Source organism: Brevibacterium aurantiacum (genome assembly GCF_900169065.1).
GTDB lineage: Bacteria > Actinomycetota > Actinomycetes > Actinomycetales > Brevibacteriaceae > Brevibacterium > Brevibacterium aurantiacum.
On sequence record NZ_FXZB01000017.1, the window covers coordinates 57703 to 77467 of the forward strand.

Annotated in this window: 20 protein-coding genes; 5 read left to right on the forward strand and 15 right to left on the reverse strand. The window is 61.8% G+C overall.

Annotation, left to right across the window (positions count from 1 at the left end; translation table 11 throughout):
- Positions 1-19: 19 nt before the first annotated feature.
- Positions 20-244: a PLD nuclease N-terminal domain-containing protein gene (locus tag BAUR9175_RS12655; protein WP_009884279.1), complete on the forward strand. Its 225-nt coding sequence runs from the start codon at positions 20-22 to the stop codon at positions 242-244.
- Here BAUR9175_RS12655 and BAUR9175_RS12660 read toward each other — a convergent pair whose 3' ends face one another.
- Positions 245-481, reverse strand: a complete 237-nt coding sequence (locus BAUR9175_RS12660) for a hypothetical protein (RefSeq protein ID WP_009884278.1) — start codon at positions 479-481, stop codon at positions 245-247. It abuts the gene before it with no gap.
- Between the two features lie 150 nt (positions 482-631).
- Here BAUR9175_RS12660 and map point away from each other — a divergent pair, with 150 nt between their 5' ends.
- The 3 genes from map (at position 632) to BAUR9175_RS12675 (ending at position 3297) form a co-directional block, all read left to right on the forward strand.
- Positions 632-1399, forward strand: coding sequence for a type I methionyl aminopeptidase (map, locus tag BAUR9175_RS12665; RefSeq protein WP_009884277.1), 768 nt, complete (start codon positions 632-634; stop codon positions 1397-1399).
- Positions 1400-1509: 110 nt separating this feature from the next.
- A complete protein-coding gene (gene radA / locus BAUR9175_RS12670; protein ID WP_009884276.1) occupies positions 1510-2862 on the forward strand; it encodes a DNA repair protein RadA in 1353 nt (450 codons plus the stop codon).
- A 42-nt stretch (positions 2863-2904) separates the two neighbouring features.
- A complete protein-coding gene (locus tag BAUR9175_RS12675; protein ID WP_226823989.1) occupies positions 2905-3297 on the forward strand; it encodes a VOC family protein in 393 nt (130 codons plus the stop codon).
- 83 nt (positions 3298-3380) lie between these two features.
- Here the strand turns inward: BAUR9175_RS12675 and BAUR9175_RS12680 are convergent, their stop codons facing one another.
- The gene (locus BAUR9175_RS12680; protein WP_226823988.1) at positions 3381-4157 is read right to left on the reverse strand and encodes a LytR C-terminal domain-containing protein; all 777 of its coding nucleotides are present in this window, start codon (positions 4155-4157) and stop codon (positions 3381-3383) included.
- A 36-nt stretch (positions 4158-4193) separates the two neighbouring features.
- Here BAUR9175_RS12680 and BAUR9175_RS12685 point away from each other — a divergent pair, with 36 nt between their 5' ends.
- Positions 4194-5231, forward strand: a complete 1038-nt coding sequence (locus BAUR9175_RS12685; protein ID WP_069599680.1) for an iron-sulfur binding domain-containing protein — start codon at positions 4194-4196, stop codon at positions 5229-5231.
- Positions 5232-5301: 70 nt separating this feature from the next.
- Here BAUR9175_RS12685 and BAUR9175_RS12690 read toward each other — a convergent pair whose 3' ends face one another.
- From BAUR9175_RS12690 to ftsH, 13 genes are all read right to left on the reverse strand, one after another.
- Positions 5302-5886 (reverse strand): amino-acid N-acetyltransferase, encoded by a 585-nt coding sequence (locus BAUR9175_RS12690; protein ID WP_009884272.1) that lies wholly within the window; start codon positions 5884-5886, stop codon positions 5302-5304.
- Positions 5887-5980: 94 nt separating this feature from the next.
- Complete coding sequence (locus BAUR9175_RS12695) at positions 5981-8533, reverse strand: ATP-dependent Clp protease ATP-binding subunit (protein WP_009884271.1); 2553 nt, start codon at positions 8531-8533, stop codon at positions 5981-5983.
- Between the two features lie 553 nt (positions 8534-9086).
- Complete coding sequence (locus BAUR9175_RS12700) at positions 9087-9425, reverse strand: histone-like nucleoid-structuring protein Lsr2 (protein ID WP_029417415.1); 339 nt, start codon at positions 9423-9425, stop codon at positions 9087-9089.
- Entirely contained in the window at positions 9391-9636 is a 246-nt protein-coding gene (locus tag BAUR9175_RS12705) for a hypothetical protein (RefSeq protein ID WP_101557271.1), read from the reverse strand. Before BAUR9175_RS12705 ends, BAUR9175_RS12700 begins: the two co-directional genes overlap by 35 nt.
- Positions 9637-9640: 4 nt before the next feature.
- A complete protein-coding gene (gene lysS, locus BAUR9175_RS12710) occupies positions 9641-11200 on the reverse strand; it encodes a lysine--tRNA ligase (RefSeq protein ID WP_096158391.1) in 1560 nt (519 codons plus the stop codon).
- 100 nt (positions 11201-11300) lie between these two features.
- Entirely contained in the window at positions 11301-12206 is a 906-nt protein-coding gene (locus BAUR9175_RS12715; protein ID WP_083248673.1) for a Rossmann-like and DUF2520 domain-containing protein, read from the reverse strand.
- On the reverse strand, positions 12203-14056 hold the full coding sequence (locus BAUR9175_RS12720) for a PH domain-containing protein (protein ID WP_096146640.1): 1854 nt from the start codon (positions 14054-14056) through the stop codon (positions 12203-12205). Before BAUR9175_RS12720 ends, BAUR9175_RS12715 begins: the two co-directional genes overlap by 4 nt.
- Before the next feature lie 2 nt (positions 14057-14058).
- Complete coding sequence (locus BAUR9175_RS12725; protein ID WP_009884266.1) at positions 14059-14559, reverse strand: PH domain-containing protein; 501 nt, start codon at positions 14557-14559, stop codon at positions 14059-14061.
- The gene (locus BAUR9175_RS12730) at positions 14556-15017 is read right to left on the reverse strand and encodes a DUF3180 domain-containing protein (RefSeq protein WP_069599676.1); all 462 of its coding nucleotides are present in this window, start codon (positions 15015-15017) and stop codon (positions 14556-14558) included. The genes BAUR9175_RS12725 and BAUR9175_RS12730 overlap by 4 nt, the downstream gene beginning before the upstream one ends.
- A 28-nt stretch (positions 15018-15045) precedes the next feature.
- The gene (folK, locus tag BAUR9175_RS12735) at positions 15046-15972 is read right to left on the reverse strand and encodes a 2-amino-4-hydroxy-6-hydroxymethyldihydropteridine diphosphokinase (protein WP_096167103.1); all 927 of its coding nucleotides are present in this window, start codon (positions 15970-15972) and stop codon (positions 15046-15048) included.
- On the reverse strand, positions 15969-16844 hold the full coding sequence (gene folP, locus BAUR9175_RS12740; RefSeq protein WP_101583985.1) for a dihydropteroate synthase: 876 nt from the start codon (positions 16842-16844) through the stop codon (positions 15969-15971). The genes folK and folP overlap by 4 nt, the downstream gene beginning before the upstream one ends.
- A 9-nt stretch (positions 16845-16853) precedes the next feature.
- Positions 16854-17477 (reverse strand): GTP cyclohydrolase I FolE, encoded by a 624-nt coding sequence (folE, locus tag BAUR9175_RS12745; protein WP_101557268.1) that lies wholly within the window; start codon positions 17475-17477, stop codon positions 16854-16856.
- A complete protein-coding gene (gene ftsH / locus BAUR9175_RS12750; RefSeq protein ID WP_069599674.1) occupies positions 17477-19651 on the reverse strand; it encodes an ATP-dependent zinc metalloprotease FtsH in 2175 nt (724 codons plus the stop codon). The genes folE and ftsH overlap by 1 nt, the downstream gene beginning before the upstream one ends.
- Between the last annotated feature and the right edge of the window lie 114 nt (positions 19652-19765).

Here is a 19765-nt window from a genome sequence, read left to right on the forward strand (position 1 = left end):
GATGGGATAGTCTGCTGTCATGTCTGGGAACCCACTGCTGCCTGCCTGGTACGACTTCGCTTGGACTGCGATCGTCATCGTCGTCATCGGTCTGGCTATCTGGTCATTGGTGTCACTGACTCGGTCGAAAGTCGATGCCCCGACCAAATTGGCTTGGGCAGTCTTCATCATCGTCGCGCCAATTCTCGGATCGGTCGTCTGGCTCGTCCATCGCCGCAATCGCCGCGCAGAGTTGGCGCGATAGTCAGCGAGACTGTGCTGGCAGTTGATCAGTGTCGTGAGAATCCGGGCGTCGGCTTTTGGCCGACGCCCGTTTTCTATGCTCCAGCAGCATTGCACCAATTCCAACCAATGCGAAGAGCGGGAAGACGATGAGCTCCAAGATCCACGCCTGCCCACCCTCGCTGAGCGACTCCTCACCCATGAGCAAGGAGTTCGTAAATGCCACGCCCAGGAAGAACGCCATGATGATTTCCCTCATGATGCGGAATCTACCTGCCCACAAGACGCCTTGCAATCATATTCGCTCGCAGCTGTCTGCTTGATCACGGAAGGACAGTGCGACCGCGACGGAAGGGACCAGAACGACTAAAGTTGCGATTGAGACCGTGAATACTGAAGGAGAACACCTGTGATTGAGCTGAAGACACCCGCCGAGATCGACAAGATGGCGGTCACCGGCCGATTCGTCGCGAAGACATTGGCTGAACTGTCTGAGCTCGCAGAACCGGGCATGAACATCATGCAATTGGAGAAGCGGGCACGAAAGCTCATCGAAGAGGCCGGCGCGAAGTCCTGCTACTGGGACTACGCTCCTTCCTTCGGGGAAGGCCCCTTCCGCAACGTCATCTGCCTCTCGGTCAACGACGGAGTCCTCCACGGCAAGCCCCACGACTACGTGATGAAGGACGGCGACCTGCTCACCTTGGACTTTGCTGTGTCCATCGACGGCTGGGTCGCCGATGCCGCACGCTCCGTCATCGTCGGGAACGGCAGCGAAGAGGACCAGCGCCTCATCGACTCCACCTGGTCCGGACTGGAAGCCGGCATCTCCGCTGCGCAGCCAGGCAACCGCCTCGGCGATATCTCGAAGGCCATCGGCGATGTCGCCGATGAACAGCGCATCCCGGTCAACCTCGACTTCGGCGGACACGGCCTGGGCCACACAATGCACGAAGATCCACACGTGGCCAACCGCGGCAAGGGTGGACGCGGCTTGGTGCTCAAGCCCGGTCTGACGCTGGCGATCGAACCGTGGTGGTCATTCACCTCGAAGAAGCTCTCCGTCGACAAGGACGGCTGGACCCTGCGCTTGGCCGACGGTTCGAACGGTGCGCATTCGGAGAACACGATCGCCATCACCGAGGATGGTCCGAGGATCCTCACCACACTGGACTGATGTCTGCGAGCAGTGCAATCGGGCTTCCGGCGAATCGTTCGTCGGAGGCCCGTTTGCGTGTGCGGTGCTGAGTACATAGCTGTGTCAGTGGCCCGTGTCAGAATTGTCCTATGTCTTTCACCTGCACTGAATGCGGCTATTCAACCGTCAAGTGGCTGGGCCGTTGCCCCGAATGCCAGGCCTGGGGAACGCTCGAGGAGAAGGGCGCAGGCAAGTCCTCGGTAAAGACGAAGGTGAAGAAGTCCAGCGGTGCGAAGTCGATCAACCAGATCGATTCCACTCTCGCCCAGGCGAAGACCACCTACGTCAGCGAATTCGACCGTGTCCTCGGCGGCGGCATCGTCCCCGGCGCCGTCGTTCTCCTCTCCGGCGAGCCGGGCGTCGGGAAGTCAACGCTCCTGCTCGATGTCGCCTCCCGTGTCGCGAAGTTCGGAGCCAAGGTTCTCTACGTCACTGGCGAGGAATCAGCCGGGCAGGTGCGGCTGCGGGCCGAACGCATCAATGCCCTTGAAGACACCCTTCTGCTGGCGGCAGAGACCGACCTCGGCGCAGTCCTTGGCATGATCGAGGCAGAAGAGCCTGAAATGCTCATCGTCGACTCCATCCAGACACTCGCCTCTTCCGAGATCGACGGAGTCCCTGGCGGAGTCACCCAGGTCAGAGAGGTGGCTGCGGCCCTGATCCGTGAGGCCAAAGCCCGGTCTCTGCCGACCGTGCTCGTCGGCCATATCACGAAGGACGGCACCATCGCCGGCCCCCGGCTCCTCGAGCACCTCGTCGACGTCGTGTGCAACTTCGAAGGTGAACGGCATTCGCGCCTACGTTTGCTGCGTGCCGTGAAGAACCGATTCGGTCCGACCGATGACGTCGGCTGCTTCGATATGGAGGAAAACGGCATCAAGAGCCTCGAAGACCCATCGGGCCTCTTCCTCTCCCGCAGCGGCAGCAATCCTCCAGGAACCTGTCTGACAGTGACTCAGGAGGGCAAACGTCCGCTTTTGGTCGAGGTGCAGTCGCTGATCACCGAATCCGCTGGCGGACAGTCACGCAGGTCGGTCTCCGGCGTCGATTCCTCCCGCGTGGCCATGATGCTCGCCGTCCTCAGCCAGAAGATCGGGAACATCAGCCTGGCCAAGTCCGATGTCTTCACCGCCACCGTCGGCGGGGCGAAACTGGCGGAACCTGCCAGCGACTTGGCAATCTGTCTCTCGCTGGCCTCAGCCGCGATCGGAAAGCCGATGGCCGCGAAATTCGTAGCGATCGGAGAGATCAGCCTCTCGGGCGAGATTCGCAATGTTCCCAACCTGGGCCAAAGGCTCAATGAGGCCTCTCGTCTGGGAATCACCCATGCGATCGTCGCCCATGGCGCACTGCGCAATGTCTCCACTCCCCAGGGGATGCGAGTCAAAGAATGCGAGCACGTTTCCGAAGCCGTCGAGATCCTTTTGGGAAGCAATCAGTGAAAATTCCGGGACATCTGCGCGAAAATGGCGCATCCTGGAAGCATGACCACGACAGTTTTTCCCGCGATGAGGACCACGGACGCGGCCGCGACGACCGCTCTGCTGGTCACGCTCGGTTTCACCGAGCGGCTCATCATCAGGGACGAGGCTGACCCGGAGATCATCGTCCATGCCGAATACGCTCTGGGCGAGACGGGTGGAATCATGTTGGGCTCCGTCCGCAATGACGGATCGGCCCTCGACAGTGTCGGCGGGAACTCCATCTACGTCGTCGTCGACACCGAACGCGAAGTCGATCGGCTCTACGAAGAGGTCATCGACATGGGCCATGCGATCGTCCGCCCGGTGGCAACACAGCCTCACGGCGGTCGGGAGTTCGACTTCCGCGACCATGACGGCAATTCCTGGGGAGTCGGCTCCTACCGCGGAGCCTGAGAACTCACGAGTTAATCCGCGCGCTGACTTGAGCGTCACGGCGCCGTCAGCAGACCGGCCGTCTCTGGTCAGGCACCAGGCTTCTATTCGTCAGGTGACTTCTCGTCCGAGGGCTTCTCCGTGGGCGCTTCGGACTTCTCGTCTTCTGCCTTCTTGTCCTCGGCTTCTTTCTTCTCTTTGGCCTTAGTGGCAGCGTCCTTCTCAAGTTTGAACTTTGCCGGCTTGCTCTCCTCATCGCCGAGTTTGACGATGAGCTCATAGTCTCCGGCACCGAATTCCTGGTTCGTCCGGTTGCAGTTCTTGTCGACCTGCACCCGGTTCCATTCGAACTGTGCAGTCTTCTCCGATTCGGGCGCGAACTCGGTCGAGACTTCAGCGTTCTCGTCCTCATCGGCGGCGCAGAACTTCGACGACCAGACGACGTCACCGTTCTTCTCGACCAGGAACTCCTGATCCTTGGTGCCCACTTCGATCAGGCAGGTGGCCGTGTGGTTGTTCTCGATGACCATTTCGAACTTGGGTTTGGCGTCTTCTTTGAAGCTCTTCTTGTTGACCTTGGCCTTGAGACCGACCTGCTCCTCGGGGCACTTACCACTTGCGGCCTTCTCATCTGGGACTGGCGCCGCCGTCGTCTCGCTCGCAGACGGAGTCTCCTCGGCAACAGGGTCCTTCTCATCGCCGCCGCCAAGTCCCTTGACGATTCCGACGACCCCGAGCACCAGCAGAGCGATGACCACAAGGCTGGCGACCAGCAGCGCGTAGCGACGCCGACGGTACACGTGCGCTGGCAGCTTCCCGCTAGACTGGCGGGGCTGCCTGGCACCGTTCTTCGGCTGAGAACCACGATTGGAAGGAGTCATCGCTTTGAGCCTAGGCCGAAGCGTTTGAGCATCCAAATGACACACCGAGCCTCTGCCGAATCGAGATCTTCGCGCCCCGATTCCCCGTTCCCCGCAGTTGCGAACACGGACATCCATCGGGTTCGCGAGACGATCATCACCTGGTTCGAATCCGCGGCGCGTCCCCTGCCGTGGAGAGATGCCGACACCACAGCCTGGGCCGTCCTCGTCAGCGAGATCATGTCTCAGCAGACCCCTGTGTCCCGGGTCGAACCCCGTTGGCGGGAGTGGATGCAGAAGTGGCCGACACCCGCAGATCTGGCACAGGCACCCACCGCCGAGGTTCTCCACCGTTGGGACCGTCTCGGTTACCCAAGGAGGGCACTGCGACTCCAGGAAGCCGCACGTGTCATCACTGAGGAGCTCGACGGTCACGTGCCACAGACCGCCAAGGAGCTCGAACGTCTGCCCGGCATCGGCTCCTATACCGCAGCAGCAGTAACATCCTTCGCCCACGGGGAGCGCACCACCGTCCTCGACACGAACGTGCGCCGTGTCCTCATCCGCCTGTTCGCAGGTCGCGATCGCCCCTCCCCTTCACCTGGTCGTGCAGAGACCGAATGGGCCGGCCAGTTCGTTCCGGAGACAGAGCACAAGCAGTGGAACGCCGGGGTCATGGAGTTCGGTGCGCTCGTGTGCACGGCCAGGAACCCTCAGTGCGAGACCTGCCCGCTCAATGACATCTGCGCCTGGCAGAAGGCGGGACGTCCCACCTCGGCGGTGAAGCCGAAGACCCAGAAATGGGCGGGCACAGACAGGCAGCTGCGCGGAGCCATCATGGATGTACTCAAATCCGCGCATGAGAATGCCGACGGTGCTCACACCGGCGGATCGGTTCCCATTGATCTCTTCACTACGACGACTGCCAAGATTGATCCCGACATGCTCGATGAGCTCTCCGGGCACACCGCGACGAAACTCGACCGAGTTCGAGACCTCAGCGCGGATTCACAGAGGATCACACGCCTGATCGATGACCTCGTCTCAGACGGTTTGGCTGCACGAACGAAGAACGTGCTGCAACTCCCCAGCTGATCGTCTCAAGCTGCCTGATCCGCGGCTGCAGGATCCGCGGCTGCAGGATCCGCTGAGCCGCGACGGTGATTCACAGAAACTTGATCATGCGGGCGTTGCCCAAGGTGTTGGGCTTGACTCGGGCCAAGTCCAGGAACTCTGCCACGCCCTCATCGGCGGAGTGCAGAAGCTCGACGTAGACCTCCGGAGAGACGGGGATGCCCTTGATCGGCTCAAATCCGAGCGAACCGAAGAACCCGGTCTCAAAGGTCAGGCAGAAGACCCTGTCGACGCCGATGGCCACAGCATCTGCCAGGAGCTGTCTGATGAGCGCCTTGCCTACTCCGCGGCCCCGATAGGCCGGGGATGTGGCTACCGTGCGTGCTTCTGCAAGATCGGCCCAGATGACGTGCAGTGCCGCGCAACCGGCCAGAATCTCAGTTCCGTCGGGCTGCGGGTCGACCACCAACCAGAACTCCTGCAGAGTTTCGAAGTAGGTGACGGTGTCCTTGGCCAGCAGAATGCGCTCTTCGGCCAGCGGGGCGACCAAGGCCTCGATTCCCTTGACGTCGGATGTGCGAGCCCTGCGCAGGTAGAGCCCACCGGGAAGCGAATGGTTGAAGTGGTGATCCGTGGAGACCTGATCATGGTCGAAGTCGACTGGGGCTGAGCTCATATCCTCATTCAACACCATCGGCCGCAGGCATGAAAAAGCCCGGGGACTCAGCTGCTGCTGTGTCCCCGGGCTCCTTCAGTGCTCCAGGAGAAGATCAGGAAGTAGAGCTTCCCGATCCGCTGCCACCGGACGAACCGGCACCAGCGAGTTCTCCACCGGAACCGGAGTCATCCGGACCGCTGGCGGCAATGCTTTCGGTCTCCACGCCTTCGAACGTGAATTCCGCTTCCTTGCCTTCTCCCTTGACGTCGACCTTGATGGTCTGACCGCTGCCGATCTCCTTGAACAGGATCTTCTCGGACAGGTGGTCTTCGATCTCGAGCTGGATCGTCCGACGCAGCGGACGAGCACCCAAGACCGGATCGTAGCCACGGTCGGCCAGCAGGCTCTTCGCCGCATCGCTGACTTCGACCTTCATGCCCTGATCGGCCAGACGGGCGTCCAGACGTGCCAGGAACTGGTCGACGATCTGCAGAATCTCTTCCTTGTTCAGCTGAGGGAAGACGATCGTGTCATCGACACGGTTGAGGAACTCGGGGCGGAAGTGCTGCTTGAGCTCCTCGTTGACCTTCTGCTTCATGCGCTCGTAATTGTTGTTCGTGTTGCCCTCAACCTGGAAGCCCAGCTGCAGGCCACTCGAGATGTCTCGAGTACCCAGGTTGGTGGTCATGATGATGATGGTGTTCTTGAAGTCCACCTCACGACCCTGCGAGTCGGTCAGACGGCCATCCTCGAGAATCTGCAACAGGGAGTTGAAGATGTCCGAGTGAGCCTTCTCCACCTCGTCGAAGAGGACCACTGAGAAAGGTTTGCGACGGACCTTCTCCGTCAGCTGGCCGCCCTCTTCGTAGCCCACATAGCCGGGCGGAGAACCGAAGAGTCGGGACACGGTGTGCTTCTCCGAGTACTCCGACATGTCCAGGCTGATGAGCGAATCCTCGTCACCGAACAGGAACTCCGACAGAGCCTTCGCCAGCTCGGTCTTGCCGACGCCTGTGGGGCCAGCGAAGATGAACGAGCCGGAGGGGCGCTTCGGATCCTTCAGACCCGCACGGGTCCGCCGGATCGCACGGGAGATCGACTTGACTGCGTCGTCCTGACCGATGATGCGCTTGTGCAGTTCGTCTTCCATCCGCAGCAGACGCGAGGACTCTTCCTCGGTGAGCTTGAAGATCGGAATGCCTGTGGCAGCTGCCAGCACCTCGGCGATCAGTTCCGCGTCAACCACGGCAGAGGTGTCCTTGCCGCTCTTGCGCCAAGCCTCCGTCTGTTCGTCCTTGTCCTGCTGCAGCTTCATCTCGGAGTCACGCTCGGACGCTGCGAGCTCGAAGTCCTGAGCATCGATGGCAGCTTCCTTGCGATGCCGAGCCTCGAGAATCTTCTCCTCCAGGTCACGGATCTCCTGCGGCACCGACAGACGCGAGATGCGCAGTTTGGCACCTGCTTCGTCGATGAGGTCGATCGCCTTGTCCGGCAGGTACCTGTCGTTGACGTAGCGGTCGGACATGTTCACAGCGGCCGAAAGTGCACCCTCGGTGATCGTGACCTTGTGGTGCGCTTCGTACTTGTCGCGCAGTCCCTTGAGGATCTCGATCGAGTGTGCCAACGACGGTTCGGGAACCTGAATCGGCTGGAACCGACGCTCGAGGGCGGCATCCTTCTCGATGTGCTTGCGGTACTCGTCAAGAGTCGTCGCACCGATCGTCTGCAGTTCTCCACGAGCCAGCATGGGTTTGAGGATCGAAGCAGCGTCGATGGCGCCCTCTGCAGCGCCGGCACCCACGAGTGTGTGGATCTCGTCGATGAACAGGATGATGTCGCCGCGTGTGCGAATCTCCTTGAGGACCTTCTTCAGACGTTCCTCGAAGTCACCGCGGTAGCGGGAGCCTGCCACCAGTGAACCGAGGTCCAAGGTGTAGAGCTGCTTGTCCTCAAGGATCTCCGGGACCTCGCCGTTGACGATTGCCAGGGCGAGTCCCTCGACGACTGCGGTCTTGCCGACACCGGGTTCACCGATGAGGACAGGGTTGTTCTTAGTCCGTCGGGACAGAATCTGCATCACGCGCTGCATCTGCTCGTGTCGGCCGATGACCGGGTCGAGAGTGCCCTCGCGTGCGGCTGCAGTCAGGTTCGTTCCGAACTGGTCGAGGACCAGCGAACCGGAGGGGGTTCCCTCCTCGCGTCCGCCCGCAGAGACGGGCTCTTTGCCCTGGTAGCCCGACAGAAGCTTGATGACTTCCTGACGGACACGCCCCAGGTCGGCGCCCAGCTTGACGAGCACCTGTGCGGCAACGCCTTCACCCTCGCGGATCAGACCCAGCAGAATGTGCTCGGTGCCGATGTAGCTGTGTCCCAGCTGCAGAGCCTCACGGAGGCTGAGCTCAAGGACCTTCTTCGCACGCGGAGTGAACGGGATGTGCCCGCTCGGTGCCTGCTGCCCCTGTCCGATGATCTCCTGGACTTGGTCGCGCACCTGCTCGAGAGAGATGTCCATTCCCTCGAGTGCTTTGGCTGCCAGGCCTTCACCCTCGTGGATCAGGCCGAGCAGGATGTGCTCGGTTCCGATGTAGTTATGTTTGAGTAGTTTGGCTTCTTCCTGGGCAAGCACTACCACTCGGCGTGCTCGGTCAGTGAACCGCTCGAACATATTCACCCTCCTCGGTCTTGTTATTCTTTAGAGCCTAACGACCATTGGCCACGATCTATTGCACGTTTCGCCATCAGCCGAAACCGTTTGGCTGTGGGCGAAATTCCGGGTTCGCGCCTTCAGTGCTCGTCTGCCCAACTCACCATCGACCAAACCGGAGTCTCTGTGCTCTTTTCGACTGCGTGACGATGAGGTGGCTCGAGTTGCCTCAGTTCCATTGGAGAACTCCCCCGAGAAATCGAGATACTCCTCGAATACCGAGAGTTGAAATTGAGTATTCAGTCCTATCCGGCAGGCTTCACTCTGGCGACGACCTGAATGGCTGATCCTCTTTATCAATCAGCTGCGCTGAGAATTCTCTGAGAGAGACTGCATTCCTCCGGAACGATTGGAGTCTGCCTTGAAGTGACTTTCCCGGCAGGCAGGAATTGTCGGCGGAAATGCTGAAGGACCAACGGATGAACCGTTGGCCCTTCAGGAAGCGATTAGTGAATCAATGAAGTTCGATTCGCTGTACCGCCTCGTTTATCGGCTGTAACTGAATCCGATCGGTTCAGCTCTCTGCAGCTTCATATGCCTGAACGATTTCAAGCGGAATACGACCGCGATCTCCCAGCTGGTAACCGTTTGCCTGTGCCCATTCGCGAATCTTGGCGGTGTCCCGCTTCGGACCGGCAGCTGAGCTGGATCCTGCGCGACGCCCACGACCACCGGGGTTGGCTACCCGGCGAGCCTTGGCGATGAACGGAGCGAACGTTTCACGGAGCTTTTCGGCATTTTCTGTCGACAGTTCGAGTTCGTAGGTACCTTGGTCGAGGCTGAAACGCACGGTCTCCGACGCCTCCGAGCCATCGAAATCATCCGTGAGAACGAGTCGCATCTCCCTTGCCATGTTCACTCTTTTCATAATCTGATGTATTTGACGAAGTCAGCTTAACATCCGATTCATGATTATCGCCTAATTCGCTAACCTCTTGCTCTGCATAGTATTTATCGATCTGTTCGCGTTCGGTGCGGTCCGCACGCAAGATGTTTCTCATTACGTACCAGAACAGCAATGCTACGCAGATCGACGGCAATAGAGCCTTCAGCAGATCCATCATGTGCTCAACCCTCCTCAGCCATTTCCGTATTACCGGAGGCAATTGGCTTCGTGAATGGGAAGAGAATCGTTTCTCGAATTCCCAGGCCGGTCAAAGCCATGAGCAGGCGATCAAGTCCCATTCCCATACCGCCGGTCGGCGGCATTCCGTGTTCCATGGCTGTGAGGAATTCTTCGTCAAGGCCCATTGCTTCCTCGTCACCCTTGGCCGCGTCGGCTGCCTGTGCTTCGAAGCGTTCACGCTGGATGACCGGATCGACGAGCTCGGAATAGCCGGTGGCCAGTTCGAACCCGCGGACGTAGAGATCCCATTTCTCCACGACGCCCTTCTTGGTCCGGTGCTCGCGGACCAGAGGTGAGGTGTCGACGGGGAAGTCGGTGACGAAGGTCGGTGCCCACAGCTTGTCCTGGTAGAAGTGCTCCCACAGCTCTTCAACGTATTTTCCGTGTGAGCGGAAGACTCCGCCCAGATCGACGTTGTTGTCGGCAGCGATTTTGTCGAGGACGTCGAGTCCGGCCTCCGGAGTGACCTCGACTCCTGATTCTGCCGACAGCGTCTCGTACATGCTGACGACGGGCCAGTCTCCACCGAAGTCGTAGTCCTCACCGTCCTCGAGCTTCACGACGAGGGATCCGGTGGCCTCCTGTGCGGCGTTCTGGACCAGCGTCTTCGTCAGGTCTGCGATCGAGTGGTAGTCGCCGTAGGACTGGTAGGCCTCGAGCATCGCGAACTCAGGTGAGTGAGTGGAGTCGGCACCTTCGTTGCGGAAGTTGCGGTTGATCTCGAAGACGTTCTCGATGCCGCCGACGATTGCACGCTTGAGGAAGAGCTCCGGCGCGATGCGCAGGTACATATCGATGTCGTAGGCGTTCATGTGTGTCTTGAACGGTCGAGCCGCGGCCCCGCCGTGCATGAACTGGAGCATCGGAGTCTCGATCTCGACGAAGTCCTGTCCCGCGAAGGTACGACGCAGGGACGACATGACCTCGGCCCGCGTCAGCATGGTCTTCCGTGCTTCCTCGCGGGTGATCAGATCAAGGTAGCGCTGGCGCACACGAGTGTCCTCGGCGAGCTCGGTGTGCAGGCCCGGCAACGGGCGCAGCGCCTTGCTGGCCATCGACCAGGAATCGGCGAGCACAGAGAGTTCGCCGCGCTTTGACTTGATGACCTTGCCATGGATGAACAGGAAGTCGCCCAGGTCGACGTCGGTCTTGAAGTCGCCGAGGCGCTCCTCCCCCACTTCACGCAGGGACAGCATGCCCTGGAGACGGGTTCCGTCTCCTGCCTGCAGGGTCACGAAGCAGAGCTTGCCGGTGGTCCTCACAAATACGACACGGCCGACGACGCCGACGATGTCCTCGGTTTCGTCCCCGGCTTCCAGCCCGTCGTGGCTGGCATGGACCTCGGCCAGAGTATGCGTGCGCGGAATTCCGACCGGATAGGCTTCGGTGTCGGAGTCCAAGAGCCGCTGGCGCTTTTCCTTTCGGATCCGGATCTGCTCAGGATCGAGATGTTCGGGTGAAAGGTCTGCGTTTTCGGGCGTGTTCGACTCGGTATCTGCCATACCGTCAAGGTTACCGTGAGCGCGGCCCCCGGGGGAATTCGGGCCGAGCACCGACCCCGCCGATGGTCAGTCCGATCCGGCGTTCTGTCCACTCTGGCAGTCAGTCCAGCCGGGACAGGATCTCCTGCGCCTGTGAGTCCGTGATGCGTCCCAGGCCCAGAGCCTTGGCCGTGGTGGATCTGGCCAGAGCAATGTAGCTGTTGCGCGCGGACGGGTTCGACACGTTGAGACTGAACTCACTCAATGCCGCCAGGTGCGCGCTCACTGTGCCCACGTCGCCGCGGCTGACGGGCCCGGTCAGTGCCTTCGACCCGTTCTGCAGGGTGTTCGTCACGCTCGCATCAACGAGGGCTGTGAGCACACGTGAAGGGTCACTCACCCCCGCCTCGGCGAGCATCTCCATGGCTTCGCTGATGATCGTGATCGTGTGATTCGAGGCGTGGGTGATGGCCGCGTGGTACAGGGGCCTGTCTGCCTCGGCCACATCGATGGGTTCGGCTCCCATCTCGACGACCAGTGCCTGTCCGACCGGGCGGATCGGTGCCGGCGCGGTGACGGCAATCGTCGACTGTCGCAGCCGCGCCAAATCGACGGCGGTGCCGGTGAAGGACAGTGATGGGTGCAGGGCGATCGGCAGGGCGCCGAGGCTGGTCCCGGCTTCGAGGACATCGGTTCCATACCGGCCCGAGCAGTGGACGAGGATCTGTCCGGAATGGATCTTGGAGACCTTCACCAGACCGCTGACGAGGGATTCGATCTCATCGTCGGGGACGGCGAAGAGAAGAAGCTCGGCACGGTCTGCGATGTCGTCCGGGGGCAGGACCGGTACGCCTGGGAGCATCTCCTCTGCTCGCTGCAGGCTCGCCGCCGAGGTGGCACTGACACCGATGATCGCGTGACCGGCATCTCGCCAGGCGGCTCCGATGGTCGCCCCGACCTTTCCGCACCCGATGATGCCGATCCCCAGGCGAGGGGCGTCGTCCTGGTTCATTCCCGGGTGGCTCATAGTCTGCCTTCCTTGGCTGTGCGGGCTTCCTCGTCGTAGCGTTGCCGCGCAAGTCGAGTGCGTTCGGAATGTTCGCTGAAGAACTGCTTCGCCTCATCGACGCTCTGGTGGGTGACTCGGGGGTCGATGGGTCCGGCCGTGGAGTGCACGGCGACCGTGCCCAGACCCAACGAGCGCATGAGCGGGCCCTGGTGGTAGCTCATCGATTGCACCCTCACGTGGGGCACGAAGTCGACGCGACGGTCGAGTACTCCCATGCGCAGCACGAGGAGGGAACCGGTCACCGCGTAGGCTCGCCGCTTCCACACCAATGGATCGATGAGTCGTGAGGAACGCGGTTGGCCGTGGAAGAGTTCTTCTGCCCTCCCCGCCTGTGGGTCCTCGGACTTGCGGTCATACATGGCAGAGCGCACCAGGGTCGCTGCGCTGATGTCGTCCGGCAGCTGCGGCTCGGGCAGTGCGAGGCCGACCATGAGCAGTGCCTGGTCGATGTCACCGACGGGCAGGAGGATGTTGGACTCACCGGAACCGCCGGCGCTGGCGATGTTGAATTCGACCTTCCACCATCCGGCCTTCCGCCACAGCAGAGGCTGGTGGAGGCAGACGGCCTGCAGTCGGTCGAGGGGAATGACCTTGCGGGAGGTGGAGACGAGTCCGTGGTTGACGGCCAGTCCGTTCTCTCCCAGCTTGACCACGAAGTTCGCGTTGTCCAGGTTCTTCCTGAAGGCCGAGAACGCCGTGAAGAGGCCGGGGATGACTGCGACGATCATCGGGATGAATGCCTCGGTCAGGCCCAAGACGAGCAAGGCGATCGACACTCCGATGACGAGGAGGACGACGAGGAGCGAGATGATCGTCTCCGACTTCAGCAATGAGGAGACCACGACCCGGTGCACTGGCACCCGGATGATCTCGCCTTCCTCGTTGACGTTGGCAGAGACCTGGTAGGGAGCCAGGAGTTCGTTGATGCTCGACTCTGCCTCGTGTGAAGCGCCATCGGCCAGGGACCCGAGGCGTTTGCTCAGGCGTACGCCGATGCTGTCATCGCGACGTTCGGGCACGGTGCGATCGAGGGCAGGCTCACCGGCGATGCCGGAGACAGCACCCGTCTCACTGGAACCAGCCGAGGGATCTGCCGAGGGATCTACCGCGGGCGCATTGACGATGCCTGGAGCGGACGTTGACGCCACCTCGGCGGACTGTCCCGCGGTTGAGGTTGTCGTACCCTGCTGGGCGCCCTGCTTCTTCGCGCGGACGGCGGAGAGGAGCTCATCGCGCAAGGTTTCCGCACGCTTCTTCGACAGGTACTTCAGGGAGATATTGGAATCGGTTCCACCGGCGACATCGAAGACGAGTTCCGCCATTCCCAGAATCCTGGGCAGAAGCTTCTGCTGCAGGTCGATCGACTGCACCCGGTCGAGTCGGGCCTTACGCAGCTTCTTCGACAGCAGACCGCGCCGATAGTAGATGGCTTCGGAATCGATTCGATAGCCCATGACCTTCCACGCCATCCAGCTGAAGAGCGCGGTGATGAGGAGGATGAGGATGAGTCCACCGACCACGCCGAGGATGACGAGGGGATGGCTGCGCAGCCAACCGGCGAACCCCAGATCCACACCATCGCCCCTGGCCAGGTCCTCGATGGCGGTCTGCATGAAGTTCTGCAGACCGTAGGCGGCGGCGATGAAGATACCCACGAGCACGCCGAGGCTCTCAAGAATCGGCGTCAGCGGATGGACCCGGTGCCACACCTCGGGTGCGGCGGCACCGTGGTCAGCTGTCACACCACCGTGGTCGGGCTCCGCAGCACCGTGGTCAGCTGGTTCGTCGTTCGATCCTTCCTCGGCCATGGTCACAGTCCTGCCAAGTTGGCCTGGCCCAGGCCGGCGAGGCTGTCGCGCAGGCGATCGGCCTCTGCCCGGGGCAGACCCGGAATGGTGGCGTCTGTGGACGCCGAGGCGGTGTGCAGCTTCACGGTGGCCAGGCCGAACATCCGATCGATGGGCCCGGCATCCACGTCGACGAACTGCAGTCGGCCATACGGGACGACCGTGGCTTTGTGGAACATGATTCCTCGCCGGATGAGGAGGTCATCTGCCCTCTCCGCGTAGCCGATGGCCTTGGCCTGGCGGAGGGTGATGACGATGAGGAAGACGGTGAATGCCACGAGCACGGCCCAGATCGCATGCAGCCATGGCACCTCGGAGGTGAAGATGATGGCGAAGACGAGTGCCACGATGATCATCGGAACGAGGATCGTCAGTGTCGCGATCGTCTCCTTTACTCCGTATTTGGGGCTGACCCTGTTGAAGTCGGCATCTGTTCCGGACAGATAGTTGAATTCGCGGCTCATGCTGCTTCAGCTCCTGGTGGGTCTTGAGGGGGCAGTGCGCAGAAGCTCTCGACGATCAGGCCGACGATCATCAACGCTGCGGCTGACACCATAGCGAAAAGCATACCTGCCGCCAAATCATTGCGGATGCCCGGTGCTGACAGGAAATAGTAGGCCGCATTTCCCATATACCATCCGGCTAATCCTGCCCCTGTCAGGGCGCTGGCCTTGGCCATGACAGCTACGCGGGCTGCTTGCAGCGAGTCGATCTCTTTGGTGCGGTCGCCTTCGTTCCACTTCTTGATCGGCCAGCCCAGGACCAGCAGGACCGCAGCGAGAATGAGCATCCCGATGATGGCGAACCAGGGCAGTCCCGGCAGGGAGAACCCTTGGCTTTCGAGCAGAACGTCGACCACCGGCGCCAGCACCGCACCGATGACGGCCCAGATGACGAGAGTGCCCGACGAAGTTCGCTGCATAGCTCCAAGTCTCTCAAACCCTGGGCACTTATGGTGCCGGGATTCGCGTGATTTCCTGGTCTCCCAGCTCGGCGAGGACCGCAGCGATCGGCTGCGGACCGGTGGGCGTGAGAATTTCCACATTCTCGTCGAGTTCGGCCCAGGGGGCGAGGACGAAGGCTCGTTCGTGTGCCCGCGGATGCGGCAGTGTCAGTGCTTCGGTGTCGAGCACGACCTCACCGTTGTCGGTGACGAAGCGAATCAGATCGATGTCGAGGGTCCGCGGCCCCCACCGCAGTTCTCGGGTCCGTCCGCAGGCGACCTCGATTCCCTGCGCCACAGCCAAGAGCTCGGCGGCGGGAAGGCTGGTGGTCACGATGAGTCCCAGGTTGAGGAAGTCGTTCTGTTCGACTCCGCCCCAAGGCGCGGTGCGGTATAGCGACGATCGCCTCCGCACCGCGATCTTGGGGTGCCGGTCGAGCGCGGCAACCGCCTGGTCGAGCGTGTCCGCAGCGTCGCCGAGGTTGGCCCCCAGATTGAGGTATGCCTCGTGCTCGCCCGGTGCGGTTCCACCGACCACTCCCCCTGGTGGGGTGGCACTGACCTCGGCATCGTTGCGGGAGCGGTTGACGGTGACGCTGACGTCGTTGAAGCTGCGTTCAATCGGGGCGCCGGGTTTGTGGACGACGACCTCGACGTATTCGGCAAGGGTCAGACAGTGATCAGCGATCGTCGACCCCAGGGTCTCGATGAGGTCGAAGGTGTTGTCCTCCACGATGTGTGCAACGTCCTCGGCCAGTTCCCCGTAGTGGATCGTGTCCACGATGTCGTCGCTGGCAGCGGCTCGGGACACCGAGGTGTGCAGGGTGACATCGATGACGAAGTCCTGACCCTCACGCTTCTCGAAGTCGAAGACCCCATGGTTGCCGCGCACGGTCAGGCCACGCAGCTCAATTCGATCCCGTTGACCGCTCATGCTCGGCCCTCGTCCAAGGAGGCCTCTGAGGCTTCTGAGGCTTCAGTCGAGGCATGTGAGTTCACGGCGTCGAGGACCTTGGCAGCGATCGCCGAGGTGGTGGGTTCGTGGACCCGTACCGCCCATGCTCCAGCTTTGGCCGACAGCGCCGAGATCGCGGCAGTGGCCTGATCCTTCGCCGATTCCTCGGCGAGTTTCGGATCCTCCGGGGAGAGCAGGGTGGAGATGAATCGTTTGCGGCTGGCCGCGACGAGGAGACGGTGATCCAGGTTCGCGAATTCGTCGAGGGCCGCGAGGATCTGCCAGTTGTGTTCGGCGTTCTTCGAAAACCCCAGGCCGGGATCGAGGATGAGGTTCTCCAGCTTCACCCCGACGGCCACGGCTTCGTCGATTCTCGTCTTCAGCTCCGCGATCACCTCGGCGACGACATCGTCGTAGTGGAAGGACGCCGATGCGCGATCGAGGTACCCGCGCCAGTGCATGAGCACGACGGGGGCAGCTGTCTCCGAGGCAACGGCCAGCATCGTCGGATCGGAGAGTCCGGCTGAGACGTCGTTGATGATGTGGGCGCCGGCATTCAGTGACGCCTCGGCGACCGTGGCTCGCATGGTGTCGACGCTGATGGTCGCCCCCGCTGCTGCCAGCTCACGGATGACGGGAACGACGCGGCGCAGCTCTTCGGCCTCATCGACGCGAACAGAGCCCGGGCGGGTGGACTCGCCGCCGACGTCGATGATGTCGGCGCCGGAATCCAGCAGTTCGAGGCCGTGGGCGATGGCCGAGTCGTGATCGAAGTAGCGACCGCCGTCTGAGAAGGAGTCGGGCGTGACATTGAGTACGCCCATGATCTTGGTACGTTCCGGTGTGGGCATGTGAGACCTCTACCTCCGGAGGATCAGACTCATGGCTTCTGCTCGCGATGCCGTCTCGCGCAGCTGCCCGCGCACCGCCGAGGTGATGGTCGAGGCGCCCGGCTTGCGGACTCCTCGCATGGTCATGCACAGATGTTCTGCCTCGACGACGACGATCGCGCCCTGCGGCTCGAGGTGTTCGACGAGCGCATCGGCGATCTGAGTCGTCAGCCGCTCCTGGACCTGGGGCCGCCGAGCATAGATCTCAACCAGCCGCGCCAGTTTGGACAGCCCGGTGACCTTGCCGTTCTTGCTCGGGATGTAGCCGATGTGAGCGACTCCGTGGAACGGCACCAGGTGGTGTTCGCACGTCGAGTACAGGTCGATGTCGCGCACGAGGACCATCTCCTCGTGACTGATGTCGAAGGTCACGCCCAGCACTTCGGATGGGTCCCGGTGGAGCCCGGCGAAGACCTCTTCATAGGCACGCGCGACCCTGTCTGGGGTTTCGACCAGACCTTCACGGTCAGGATCCTCGCCGACGGCGATGAGGATCTCTCGCACTGCGGCGGCGATCCTCGCCTGATCGACCTTGTTGCCGGTACCGGCAGGAGCCTCACCGAGGATCTCCGGTACCCCTTCGAGCTCAGACATCAGTAGCCGCTCTCCCTGCCGCCGTCGGAATTGTCCGGGCCACCTGGATTCGTCGGACCCTCAGGACCGGTGCCGGGTGCGCCGTGTGGACCGGTCGGTCCGGTCGGATCATTGGGGTTGATCGGACCCGTGGGGTTGTGCGGAACGTGAGGTCCGTTCACACCCGTCGGACCGGCGCCCGGTACGTCGGTGGTGTCGACTTCCGAGTTGCCGTGGCCCTTGCCGCTGCGGTCGCCGCTGAGCGGTGCCGGCGGATCGATCGGGCCGCGTTCGGATACCGGACGTTCATCGTTGGCCAGCCACACATCGCGTGTGGGGCGCTTGACGATGGGGGTGAAGATCTCAGCCAAAGCCGCCTGATCGAGGGTCTCTCGCTCGAGCAGCTGGTAGGCGAGGTCGTCGAGAACGTCGCGGTTGTGCGTCAGCGCCCAGTAGGCGTCGGCGTGGGCTGCGTCGATGATCTCTCGGACCTCACGGTCGATCGAGGACAGCGTTGCGTCACCGTACTCGTCTCCCCCGCCGTAGCCGCGTCCGGCAAATGGTTCGCCCTGGTCATCGCCGATCTTGACCATGCCCAGTTTGTCGCTCATGCCGTATTGGGTGACCATCTTGCGGGCGATGTTCGTCGCCTTCTCGATGTCGTTGCTGGCGCCGGTGGTGGGGTCGTGGAAAACGACTTCCTCGGCGACTCGGCCGCCCATGGCGTAGGCCAGCTGGTCGAGGAGTTCGTTGCGGGTCGTGGAGTACTTGTCCTCGCTCGGCATGACCATTGTGTAGCCCAGGGCTCGACCGCGAGGCAGGATCGTGACCTTGGTGACCGGGTCGGTCTGGTTCATCGCCGCAGCCACCAGGGCGTGTCCGCCCTCGTGGTAGGCGGTGATGAGGCGTTCTTTGTCGTTCATCAGACGGGTCCGCTTCTGCGGTCCGGCGATGACGCGGTCGATGGCCTCATCGAGGATGCGGTTGTCGATGACCTTCGAGTTCTCACGCGCGGTCAGCAGGGCTGCCTCGTTGAGGACGTTGGCCAGGTCAGCACCGGAGAAGCCGGGAGTGCGTTTGGCGATCTGTCCCAGGTCCACATCGTCCGCGAGCGGTTTGCCTTCGGAGTGGACCTCGAGGATGTGCTCACGGCCCTTCATGTCCGGGGCCTCGACAGGGATCTGACGGTCGAAGCGGCCGGGGCGCAGAAGTGCGGGGTCGAGCACGTCGGGACGGTTGGTCGCGGCGATGAGGATGACGTTGGTCTTGACGTCGAAGCCGTCCATTTCGACCAGAAGCTGGTTGAGTGTCTGCTCGCGCTCGTCGTGGCCGCCGCCCATGCCGGCACCGCGCTGGCGGCCGACGGCGTCGATCTCATCGATGAAGATGATGCAGGGGGCGTTGGTCTTGGCCTGCTCGAACAGGTCGCGCACACGTGAGGCGCCGACACCGACGTACATTTCGACGAAGTCCGAACCAGAGATCGAGTAGAAGGGAACGCCTGCTTCACCGGCCACAGCCTTCGCGAGCAGGGTCTTACCGGTACCGGGCTGACCGTAGAGGAGGACACCCTTGGGGATCTTGGCACCGACGGCTTTGAACTTCTCCGGTTCGGCCAGGAACTCCTTGATCTCTTCGAGCTCTTCGAGAGCCTCGTCGACTCCGGCGACGTCCTTGAAGGTGACGTCCGGATTCTCCTTGTTGACCAGCTTCGCCTTCGATTTGCCGAAGTTCATCATCTTCCCGCCCGACATCTGCGAGATGAGGAACCAGAAGACAACGAAGATGATGACGAAGGGGATCAGAGTTCCCAGCAGGGACATGAGCCAGCTCTGCTTGGGCACCTCGTCGGTGTAGCCCTTGCTGGGCTCGGCCGAGTCCACGGCCTTGACGATCTGCTCTCCACGCTGCTCCACGTAGAAGAACTGGACCTTCTTGCCGAAGTCCTGGTCGTCGATGGTGAGGTCGTCCTTGAGGGTCAGGTCGACGCGCTGATCCTTGTCGACGATCTTCGCCTGTTCGACCTTGTCGTCTTGGAGAAGCTCGAGACCTTTCTGGGTGTCGATCTGGCTGAATCCGACTCGGCTGAAGAGCAGAGCACCAATGGACACTACGAGGAGTGCCAGAACGATCCAGACCAATGGGCCTTTCGTCGCCTTGTTGAGCAGTGGGCGACGCTTATTCGACTCGGCCATAAGTCCTCTCAGGAAAAAGATGTGGGCAACCTGTTCAGGCTACCGAGGCTGCCTGGGAACATCCCCCACAGCCTAATACCTCGCACTGACATAGCTCGAATGCACCCGGTTTTG

Coding starts and splice junctions, on each gene's coding strand:
- BAUR9175_RS12655 (WP_009884279.1), top strand. CDS start 20: ATGTCTGGGAACCCACTGCTGCCTGCCTGGTACGACTTCGCTTGGACT.
- BAUR9175_RS12660 (WP_009884278.1), bottom strand. CDS start 481: ATGAGGGAAATCATCATGGCGTTCTTCCTGGGCGTGGCATTTACGAAC.
- radA (WP_009884276.1), top strand. CDS start 1,510: ATGTCTTTCACCTGCACTGAATGCGGCTATTCAACCGTCAAGTGGCTG.
- BAUR9175_RS12675 (WP_226823989.1), top strand. CDS start 2,905: ATGACCACGACAGTTTTTCCCGCGATGAGGACCACGGACGCGGCCGCG.
- BAUR9175_RS12680 (WP_226823988.1), bottom strand. CDS start 4,157: ATGACTCCTTCCAATCGTGGTTCTCAGCCGAAGAACGGTGCCAGGCAG.
- BAUR9175_RS12685 (WP_069599680.1), top strand. CDS start 4,194: ATGACACACCGAGCCTCTGCCGAATCGAGATCTTCGCGCCCCGATTCC.
- BAUR9175_RS12690 (WP_009884272.1), bottom strand. CDS start 5,886: ATGAGCTCAGCCCCAGTCGACTTCGACCATGATCAGGTCTCCACGGAT.
- BAUR9175_RS12695 (WP_009884271.1), bottom strand. CDS start 8,533: ATGTTCGAGCGGTTCACTGACCGAGCACGCCGAGTGGTAGTGCTTGCC.
- BAUR9175_RS12700 (WP_029417415.1), bottom strand. CDS start 9,425: ATGGCAAGGGAGATGCGACTCGTTCTCACGGATGATTTCGATGGCTCG.
- BAUR9175_RS12705 (WP_101557271.1), bottom strand. CDS start 9,636: ATGATGGATCTGCTGAAGGCTCTATTGCCGTCGATCTGCGTAGCATTG.
- lysS (WP_096158391.1), bottom strand. CDS start 11,200: ATGGCAGATACCGAGTCGAACACGCCCGAAAACGCAGACCTTTCACCC.
- BAUR9175_RS12715 (WP_083248673.1), bottom strand. CDS start 12,206: ATGAGCCACCCGGGAATGAACCAGGACGACGCCCCTCGCCTGGGGATC.
- BAUR9175_RS12720 (WP_096146640.1), bottom strand. CDS start 14,056: ATGGCCGAGGAAGGATCGAACGACGAACCAGCTGACCACGGTGCTGCG.
- BAUR9175_RS12725 (WP_009884266.1), bottom strand. CDS start 14,559: ATGAGCCGCGAATTCAACTATCTGTCCGGAACAGATGCCGACTTCAAC.
- BAUR9175_RS12730 (WP_069599676.1), bottom strand. CDS start 15,017: ATGCAGCGAACTTCGTCGGGCACTCTCGTCATCTGGGCCGTCATCGGT.
- folK (WP_096167103.1), bottom strand. CDS start 15,972: ATGAGCGGTCAACGGGATCGAATTGAGCTGCGTGGCCTGACCGTGCGC.
- folP (WP_101583985.1), bottom strand. CDS start 16,844: ATGCCCACACCGGAACGTACCAAGATCATGGGCGTACTCAATGTCACG.
- folE (WP_101557268.1), bottom strand. CDS start 17,477: ATGTCTGAGCTCGAAGGGGTACCGGAGATCCTCGGTGAGGCTCCTGCC.
- ftsH (WP_069599674.1), bottom strand. CDS start 19,651: ATGGCCGAGTCGAATAAGCGTCGCCCACTGCTCAACAAGGCGACGAAA.